Genomic DNA, 9844 nt, shown 5'->3' with positions numbered 1-9844 from the left:
GCGATTATCACTACGGTAAAAAGCGTCTGCGCGAAATTGATCGGCGTATTCGCTTTCTGACCAAGCGCCTGGAGCAGGCCGAGGTGGTCGACCCTTCACAGCAGCCTAATAAGGACCAGGTCTTTTTTGGCGCCACCGTGGTGTATTCCGACAAGAAAGGCGAAGAGTTCCGCGTCACCATTGTCGGCATCGACGAGGCCGAACCGCTGCAAGGCCGCATCAGTTGGATTTCGCCGGTGGCGCGGGCGCTGACCAAGGCGCGCGAGGGCGACACCGTGGTCTTGCGCACCCCTGCGGGGGTCGACGAGCTCGATGTCCTCGAAGTGCATTACCCCAAGGCAGGCGTCGACGGGGCAACGTAGTTCCTGCTGGAATCCGCTGCTTCAAAGGGCGCCCTTGCGCGCTCTTCACAACGATACGCCGCGGCTTGCGGTGCGCCGCCTGCCCGCAAGCCGACTTCTGGTTATCCCGTTAAAATAAGGGATTCCACTAATACCAGCCATCTGCCCTTCATATCGTGACTTCCATCCAGCATTTTCCCGGTTCCCTGGTTTTATCGCCGTTTCGCCGCGAGCGCCTGCTTAAACGTTTTGCCGAACAGCAACTGCCGGTGGCCGATATTCAGGGGCAGTACGAGCATTTTGTGTGGGTGGAGGGCGAGCTGGATGCCGCCGAGCAAGAAAGGCTGGCAGCCTTGCTGGATTACGGCGCGCCGGTTACCCCGCAAAAAGAAGACCGCAACGCGCTGACGCTGCGGGTCGTGCCGCGCCTGGGCACGGTTTCGCCCTGGGCCAGCAAGGCCGGCGACATCGCCCACAATTGCGGCCTGTCTCAGGTGCGTCGCATCGAACGCGGTGTGCGATACACCATCAAGCCTTCGCGCGGCTTGCTGGGCAGCAACAATGTCAGCGCCCAGCAGCTTGAGCAAATCGCCGCCATTTTGCACGACCGCATGACCGAAACCGTGGTGGACCAGCACTTCGACGGCTCGGCGCTGTTTGCTTCGTTGCCCGGCAAGCCCATGCAAACCATTGACGTCATGGGCGCGGGCCGTTCGGCACTGGAACAAGCCAACCGCGATCTGGGCCTGGCCTTGTCTGAAGACGAGGTCGAATACCTGGACGTTTCTTTCCGCCAGCTGGGCCGTAACCCCACCGACGTCGAGCTGATGATGTTTGCGCAGGCCAATAGCGAGCACTGCCGCCACAAAATATTCAATGCCAGTTGGGTTATCGACGGCATTGAGCAGCCCAACACCCTGTTCGGCATGATTCGCGCCACACACGCTGCGCAGCCCGAAGGCACCATTGTGGCGTATTCCGACAATGCCGCCATTATGGCCGGCGGCGCAGCCCGTGTGTTTCATGCCGGGCTGTCGTCCAGGGACCAGCCCGCGGGCGCTGCGGTATATGCCGGCCACGACGCCGTCATGCACACCCTGATGAAGGTGGAAACCCACAACCACCCTACGGCCATCGCCCCGTTTCCCGGTGCGGCCACGGGGGCGGGCGGCGAGATTCGCGACGAAGGCGCCACCGGCCGGGGTTCCAAGCCCAAGGCGGGCCTTACGGGTTTTACCGTATCGAACCTGCGCTTTGCCGACGCGCTTGAACCTTGGGAAATCGACCCCCACGGCTTGCCCGACCGCATTGCCAGCCCGCTGGACATCATGGTCGAAGGGCCGATAGGCGGCGCGGCATTCAACAATGAATTTGGCCGACCCAATCTGCTGGGCTACTTCCGTACCTACGAGCAAACCGCTGCCGACACCCGCTGGGGCTACCACAAGCCCATCATGATCGCGGGCGGCCTGGGCGCCATTGACCAGCGCCTTACCCATAAAGACCCGATTCCCCCCGGAGCCTTGCTGGTTCAGCTGGGCGGGCCGGGCATGCGTATCGGCATGGGCGGTGGGGCGGCATCCAGCATGAGCGTGGGCGCCAACAGCGCCGAGCTCGACTTTGATTCCGTTCAGCGCGGCAACCCCGAGATCGAACGCCGCGCGCAAGAAGTGATCGACCGTTGCTGGCAACAGGGCGAAGCCAACCCCATTATTGCGATTCACGACGTGGGGGCGGGCGGGCTGTCCAATGCCTTCCCCGAGCTGGTCAACGACGCGGGGCGGGGCGCCATATTCGAGCTGACCCAGGTGCACCTTGAAGAATCGGGTATGTCGGCCGCCGAGATCTGGAGCAACGAAGCGCAAGAGCGTTACGTGCTGGCCATTTCGCCCCAAGACCTGCCGCGTTTTGCCGCCATTGCCGACCGCGAGCGTTGCCCCTATGCCGTGGTGGGCGTGGCCACCGAAGAGCGTCAGCTGCGCGTTACCTTGGGTGAAGGCTTGCCGGGTGTGGCCAAGGCCACCGGCGAACCGCCCGTTCAAACCCCACGTCCGGTCGATGTTCCCATCGACGTCATCCTGGGCAAGCCCCCGCGCATGACACGCGACGTGCAGCGCCTGGCGCTGCAGCACCAGCCGCTCGACATCACCGACGTGCCGCTTGCAGAAGCCATTGAGCGGGTGTTGCGTCACCCCACGGTGGCCAACAAAACCTTTCTGATCACCATTGGCGACCGCAGCGTCGGCGGCCTTAACAGCCGCGACCAGATGGTAGGCCCATGGCAGGTGCCGGTGGCCGACTGCGCTGTCACCCTGGCCGATTTTGAAAGCACACGCGGCGAAGCCATGGCCATGGGCGAACGCACGCCGCTGGCGGTAATTGATGCTGCGGCCTCGGGTCGCATGGCGGTGGCCGAGGCACTGACCAACCTGGTCGCAGCCGATGTCCGCTCGCTAAAAGACGTTAAGCTTTCGGCCAACTGGATGGCCGCTTGCGGGGTAGAAGGGCAAGATGCCGCGCTTTACGACACGGTGTCGGCGGTAAGCGAGTGGTGTCAGTCGTTGGATCTGGCCATACCCGTGGGCAAGGATTCGTTATCGATGCGCACCACCTGGGCGTCGGAAGAGGGCAGCCGTGAAGTGGTTTCGCCGGTTTCTTTGATTGTTACCGCTTTTGCGCCGGTAGGCGACGTGCGCGCAACCCTGACGCCTCAGCTTCGAACCGATGCGGGCGACACCGTGCTGATTTTGGTTGACCTGGGCCAGGGCCGCAACCGCTTGGGTGGGTCGGTGCTGGCTCAAACGTTTAACCAGACCGGCGACACCGTGCCCGATATTGACAACGCCGCCATGCTGGCCGGTTTCTTCGACGTGGTGCGCAGCCAGGCCGACCAAGGCCGTATCCTGGCTTACCACGACCGGTCCGACGGCGGCCTGCTGGCCACGGTATGCGAAATGGCTTTTGCCGGCCGCGTGGGTGTTTCGATTAATCTCGACATGCTCACCATCGACCCGCACACGGCCGATTGGGGCGACTATAAAATTCGCCCCGAGCAGGTGGCGGTGCAGCGCGACGAAGCCAGCCTTAAGGCTCTGTTTGCCGAAGAGGCCGGCGCAGTATTGCAGGTGCCGCTGGCCCAGCGCGACGCGGTCATGCAGGCGCTGCGCGAGGCCGGCTTGTCGGTGCATTCGCACGTGGTGGGCGGGCTTAACACGCAGGACGAGATCCAGGTTTACCGCGATGGCAAATGCATTTACAGCCGTGCGCGGGTTGAACTGGCCCAGCAGTGGAGCGAAGTAAGCCGCCGCATCATGGCGCTGCGCGACAACCCCGCCTGCGCACAGGCCGAGTTCGATGTCTGGCAAAACACCAACGACCCGGGCTTCAGCCCGGTGGTCGAGTTTGACCCGCAAGAAGACATTGCCGCAGCTTACATTGCGACCGGCAAGCGTCCGCGCGTGGCTATTTTGCGCGAGCAGGGCTGCAACAGCCAGATTGAAATGGCGTGGGCCTTTGACAAGGCAGGCTTCGAGGCCTGGGACGTTCACATGACCGATCTGCTGGCCGGCCGCATACGCCTGGAAGACGTTCAGGGCCTGGTGGCCGTGGGCGGGTTCAGCTACGGCGACGTGCTGGGTGCGGGCGAAGGCTGGGCGCGCACCATACGCTTCAATTCGCAATTGTCCGACCAGTTTGCTGCTTATTTTCAGCGTGCCGACACCTTCGCTCTGGGTGTGTGCAACGGTTGCCAGATGATGGCCACCCTGGCCGACATGATTCCCGGCGCCGAGCATTGGCCGCGCTTCACTCGTAACCTCTCCGAAAAATACGAAGCCCGGCTTTCCATGGTTGAAGTGGCCGATTCGCCCTCGCTGTTCCTGCAGGGCATGGCCGGTGCGCGCGTGCCCATTGCGGTGGCGCATGGCGAAGGCTATGCCGACTTCCAGATGCAGGGTGATGTAACCCGTGCGGCGGGGGCCTTGCATTATGTCGATAACCTGGGCAACCGCACTGAAACCTACCCCTACAACCCCAACGGCAGCCCCAACGGCCTGGCGGGGGTCACCACCGCCGACGGTCGCTTCACGGTCATGATGCCGCACCCCGAGCGGGTTACGCGCAACGTGATGATGTCGTGGTCGCCTGAGCGCTGGGGCGCAAAAGACAGCGGCGGCGACGCCAGCCCCTGGCAGCGCATGTTCCGCAACGCCCGGGTCTGGTTGGGTTAGCCCCGGGCTGCGTTTTGAATGGGGGTGTCAAGCCCCTGCGTAGGCATTTGGCGCCGCCGAGTTTCTTCGGCGGCGGCCTAGGCGTATAATCTTGCTTTGTGCACGGAGTTATTGAATGCGGCTCATCAAAAAAGCGCTAACCTTCGACGATGTGTTGTTGGTTCCTGCCTATTCCGAGGTTCTGCCTCGCGACACCTCACTGCTAACCCAGTTCACCCGCGATATCACACTGAACATTCCGCTGGTTTCGGCAGCGATGGACACCGTCACCGAATCGCGCCTGGCCATTGCCATGGCCCAAGAAGGCGGTATCGGCATCATCCATAAAAACCTGTCGGCCGACCAGCAGGCGCACGAAGTGGCGCGTGTAAAGCGGCATGAATTCGGTATTGTGATCGACCCGGTTACCGTCACCCCCACCATGAAGGTGCGCGACGCCATCGAGCTGCAGCGTCGCCATGGCATTTCGGGCCTGCCTGTGGTCGAAGCCGGCAAGCTGGTGGGTATTGTCACCAACCGCGACCTGCGTTTCGAAGACCGCCTCGACGTTGCGCTGCGCGACATCATGACCCCGCAAGAGCGTCTGGTCACCATGGACGAAAGCGGCACGCTTGATGAAGCTCAGGCCCTGATGCACAAGCATCGCCTCGAGCGCGTGCTTATTGTCAACGACAAGTTCGAGCTGCGCGGCCTGGCCACCGTCAAAGACATCGTTAAAAACACCGAACATCCCAGCGCCTCTAAAGACGGCCAGGGCCAGTTGCGAGTCGGCGCCGCCGTGGGCGTGGGCGAGGGCACCGAAGAGCGCGTTGAAAAACTGGTCAACGCCGGTGTAGACGTACTGGTCGTTGACACGGCGCACGGCCATTCCGCAGGGGTGATAGAACGCGTGCGTTGGGTCAAGCAGCAGTATCCACGCATTCAGGTGGTGGGTGGCAATATTGCTACTGCCGCGGCTGCGCGTGCACTGCTCGAGGCCGGCGCTGATGCAGTCAAGGTAGGTATTGGCCCGGGTTCCATCTGCACCACGCGTGTGGTTGCCGGCGTGGGCGTACCCCAGATTACCGCCATTTCCGACGTAGCCAAAGAGCTCGAAGGCACGGGCGTCCCGCTTATTGCCGACGGTGGCATCCGTTATTCAGGCGACGTTTCCAAAGCGTTGGCCGCCGGCGCCTCTACCTGCATGATGGGCGGCATGTTCGCGGGCACCGAAGAGGCCCCCGGTGAAGTCGTGCTGTACCAGGGCCGCTCGTACAAATCGTATCGAGGCATGGGCAGTGTAGGCGCCATGAGCGACGGCTCGGCCGACCGCTATTTTCAAGACCCGGCCAATAACGCCGATAAGCTCGTGCCCGAGGGCATCGAAGGGCGCGTGCCGTACAAGGGTAGCGTCATTGCCATTATCTACCAGTTGGTAGGCGGCATTCGCGCTTCCATGGGCTATTGCGGCTGCGCTTCCATTCAAGAAATGCGCAGCAACGCTGAGTTCGTTGAAATTACCTCGGCCGGCGTGCGCGAATCGCACGTTCACGACGTGCAAATCTCCAAAGAAGCCCCCAACTATCGCGCGGATTAACTCCGTTCCACACTTTGCTCAATACCTGCGCCACCTTCGGGTGGCGCTTCAAATGAACCAATCATCATGCATCAGAAAATCCTCATACTCGACTACGGTTCACAAGTAACTCAGTTGATCGCACGTCGTGTGCGGGAAGCCGGCGTGTTTTGCGAGATCCACCCCGGCGATGTCGATGACGATTTCATCAAGAACCAGCAAAATCTGCGGGGCATCATTCTTTCGGGCAGCCATGCATCAGCCTACGGCGACGGTTCGCTGAAAGTGCCGCAGGCCGTGTTCGAGGCCGGTGTTCCGGTATTGGGCATTTGCTATGGCATGCAGGCCATGGCCCTGCAGTTGGGCGGCAAGGTCGAATGGTCAGATAAACGCGAGTTCGGCTATGCCGAAGTGCGCGCACGCGGCCATACCCGTTTGCTTGAAGGCATCGAAGATTTTTCCACCACCGAAGGCTACGGCATGCTCAAGGTGTGGATGAGTCACGGCGACAAGGTGACCGAGCTGCCCCCCGGCTTCAAGCTGATGGCGTCAACCGATTCATGCCCCATTGCCGGCATGGCCGACGAAACCCGCAATTTCTACGGCGTGCAGTTTCACCCCGAAGTTACCCACACTACGCAGGGCCAGGCCTTGCTGTCGCGTTTCGTAAACGAAATTTGCGACTGCGCCGCCGACTGGAACATGCCCGATTATGTCGAAGAGGCGGTCGCCGCCATTCGCGCGCAAGTGGGCAGCGACGAAGTGATACTGGGCCTGTCGGGCGGGGTTGATTCTTCCGTTGCCGCCGCGCTAATACACAAGGCCATCGGCGACCAGCTTACCTGCGTGTTTGTTGACCACGGTTTGCTGCGCCTGAACGAAGCCGAGCAGGTCATGAACACCTTCGGCGACCATTTCGGTGTAAAGATCATTCACATCGACGCGTCTGAGCAGTTCATGGGCAAGCTTGCGGGCGTCACCGACCCCGAGCAAAAGCGCAAAATTATCGGTAAAGAGTTTGTCGAAGTCTTCCAGGCCGAAGCCGGCAAGCTGCCAAATGCCCGTTGGCTGGCTCAAGGCACCATCTACCCTGACGTCATCGAATCGGCCGGCGCCAAAACCGGCAAGGCCGCCGCCATTAAATCGCACCACAACGTGGGCGGCCTGCCTGACACCCTGAATCTTAAGTTGCTCGAGCCGCTGCGTGAACTGTTCAAGGATGAAGTGCGCAAGCTGGGCGTGGCGCTGGGGCTGCCCCCCGCCATGGTGTACCGTCATCCGTTCCCCGGGCCAGGCCTGGGCGTTCGCATTCTGGGCGAGGTTAAACACGAATACGCCGACCTGCTGCGCCGGGCCGACGCCATCTTCATAGAAGAACTGCACCGCGCCGAAGACCCGGTTTCCGGTAAAAACTGGTATGACCTGACCTCGCAGGCGTTTGCCGTGTTCCTGCCCGTAAAGTCGGTGGGCGTCATGGGCGACGGCCGCACCTACGAGTACGTGGTGGCCTTGCGCGCCGTTCAAACTTCCGACTTCATGACCGCCGATTGGGCCGAATTGCCGTACTCGCTGCTCAAGAAGGTCTCGTCGCGAATTATTAACGAAGTGCGTGGCATCAACCGCGTCACCTACGACGTATCCAGCAAGCCGCCGGCTACGATTGAGTGGGAATGAGTGTGTTTTATAAGTTATTGATTTAATTATAAAAATGTAAAAATCAATAACTATTTCTCCCGCATCATCAATGGCATTTTTCATGGCGTGCGGAGGGCATGCCATTGAAAAAAGCGCCGATAGCATGGCTGGCTGAATGACGCTGGTATGGTATCGGGAGAGCTCCCGTGCATCGGTTACCTCTGGATATTGCAGAATGTCTGGTTCCGGAGAAACCTCTAGCGGTAGCTGTAGTTAACCTGCCGCGAGCCGGAACCGCGGCTCGAGATCCGAATTTATGCTCTCCAAATCGTCGAGCCCACCATTTTTCAGGAAGGCATAGATGGCCTGGTAAACCGCGGGCGTCCGCGTCGCGTCCTTGTTAGAACCTTCTGGCACGAAAATCACCATGCCCTGTCGGCCGCGGGTCAACAGCACGCGATAGGCATTGGCCACATAAGCCCGGCGTGCTTCGTTATTCACAGCTTGCCATCGCGCGCCCTTGAATTGTAGGGCTTGCCATTGATCTCCCACGCGCCGGTAGTTAGCGTCCCAGCACAGGCAGGTCCAATCCAACTCCAAGCCTTGAATGTCGAACTCTGTGGCGGCATCTTCAAGCGCATCCGACGATCGCACATCGTCGTTCGGAGCCAAGAACCATTTTGCCGGCTCTATCTTGGCTTTCACAAACACACCATGCGGCTTGAGGCGGGTGGCATTCGACGAGGCCAGCAAGCCTGTCCGCTCAGCGCCACGGCGTTTGGAACGAAGCCACTGCCTCGCCTGCTCAAGGTCCCGTGTGATGTAGAGAGGAAAGTTAGTTAGCGTGCCTTTGACCTCTCGTGCGGCCGCTGCATTTCCAGCGATCACATGGCCAACAAAATCAGATAAGCGCTCGGCGCGGAAAGACCGTAGCGAAGTAGCCAAATGCAGCGCGGGTGCGGTAACGTCTTCAGTGAGCCGGCATGAATGAACTAGATTGTTGGGAATGTGCGCTTGCCAATGCGGGAAACTCCGCTCCAGCGCGCATAGCCATTCCTCAATACCGGCCTCACCGGTGTTGATTTCTTGGCCATTGCCCACCAGACAGATAATCGCGCACCAGTCCTGGTGTCGATCCATCACCGAAAGCAAGAACTCCGGCTCCGACATGGAAAAGCCAAGCTGGCCCTTCTTCTGCTGCATGAATTTTGATGTCTGTTCGGCATCCCAAGCGCGCTGGGCCTCGTCAAACACGGCGACCTTTTCCACTGGGGCATCTTGAGAGATGAGTGCGTCGTCGCGGAAGTGGTGGATGTTTTGGATGAAGGCTGCTGCACGGCGGTCTTCTTGCACCTTGGAGGTGCTGGTGCCGGTTTGACGTGCCCTTGCTACGGCATCCAAGGCCAGCGCCTCGCGTAAAACATCCACCAAGGGGCCATTGCCCGAAAGGAAAACGGCATGCTCGTCGCTATGGGAGCGCTGGCGTGCTGTGGCGAGATTGAGGCCTGCCAGCGTCTTCCCCGAACCTGGGACGCCAGTGATGAAGCAGATAATTTTGCGTTTGTTCCGCTTAGCCGCCTCGATCGCATTAGCCACATAATCGGCGGTATTTGTAAGGTTTTCGGCTCCAGCCTCAGAGCGAGAAATTTCTTCGACCGCATGTCCCTGATACAGCGCTTGGGCAGCCTCTACGATGGTTGGCGTCGGGCGATAACGCCCAGCTTCCCACGCTGCAGCATCAATCGGGGAGCTATTCCAGATGCGACGCAGATGAAAGGAGTTTTTTTGGCTATTGATGATCGGGTGGGAGTGAGGCCATATTGTTAAACAGTATTTTTTGGCCTTGAGAAAGGGCCTGACCCTGTTCGGTAACTTGGTATTTTTGCAAGCGACTGTTAGGTTTGTCCGGTATGGTCATCTCAATCAGCCCCGCGTCGAGCGCGGGTTGCAGGTAAGCAGCTCGAAAATGCTTGCGATCGTTTAACCCAAGGGCATCCATTAATTCCGTTCGAGTTTGCTGGCCTTGGATCGCAGCCAGTAAATCCCTGACTTGGGGGGTGACTTGGGGGGTGACTTGGGGGGTG

The 9844-nt window shown here is 60.2% G+C and carries 6 protein-coding genes; 4 read left to right on the top strand and 2 right to left on the bottom strand.

The genetic code is table 11. The annotated features are described in order from the left end of the window. From VL003_RS12105 to guaA, 4 genes are all read left to right on the top strand, one after another. A partial coding sequence (locus VL003_RS12105) for a GreA/GreB family elongation factor (protein WP_325442825.1) occupies nucleotides 1-362 on the top strand: 362 nt, incomplete at its 5' end. A gap of 155 nt (nucleotides 363-517) precedes the next feature. Next, nucleotides 518-4570 carry a phosphoribosylformylglycinamidine synthase gene (gene purL / locus VL003_RS12100; RefSeq protein ID WP_325442823.1) on the top strand — a complete coding sequence of 1351 codons (4053 nt, stop codon included), beginning with the start codon at nucleotides 518-520 and terminating at the stop codon, nucleotides 4568-4570. Between the two features lie 115 nt (nucleotides 4571-4685). Further along, nucleotides 4686-6146: an IMP dehydrogenase gene (gene guaB, locus VL003_RS12095; RefSeq protein ID WP_325442821.1), complete on the top strand. Its 1461-nt coding sequence runs from the start codon at nucleotides 4686-4688 to the stop codon at nucleotides 6144-6146. Nucleotides 6147-6212: 66 nt separating this feature from the next. Then, entirely contained in the window at nucleotides 6213-7799 is a 1587-nt protein-coding gene (gene guaA, locus VL003_RS12090; protein WP_325442819.1) for a glutamine-hydrolyzing GMP synthase, read from the top strand. 234 nt (nucleotides 7800-8033) lie between these two features. On the opposite strand, the gene VL003_RS12085 is transcribed toward guaA, so the two are convergent. After that, nucleotides 8034-9356: a DUF2075 domain-containing protein gene (locus tag VL003_RS12085; RefSeq protein WP_325442817.1), complete on the bottom strand. Its 1323-nt coding sequence runs from the start codon at nucleotides 9354-9356 to the stop codon at nucleotides 8034-8036. Between the two features lie 193 nt (nucleotides 9357-9549). Beyond that, on the bottom strand, nucleotides 9550-9844 hold a 295-nt coding region (locus VL003_RS12080; RefSeq protein WP_349255615.1), incomplete at its 5' end, for a Fic family protein.

It is taken from the genome of Pusillimonas sp. (genome assembly GCF_035515275.1).
In the GTDB taxonomy this organism is placed as follows: Bacteria; Pseudomonadota; Gammaproteobacteria; order Burkholderiales; family Burkholderiaceae_B; genus Pusillimonas.
The sequence above is the reverse complement of the archived record's forward strand: the minus strand, read 5'-3'. Positions and strand labels throughout refer to the sequence as shown.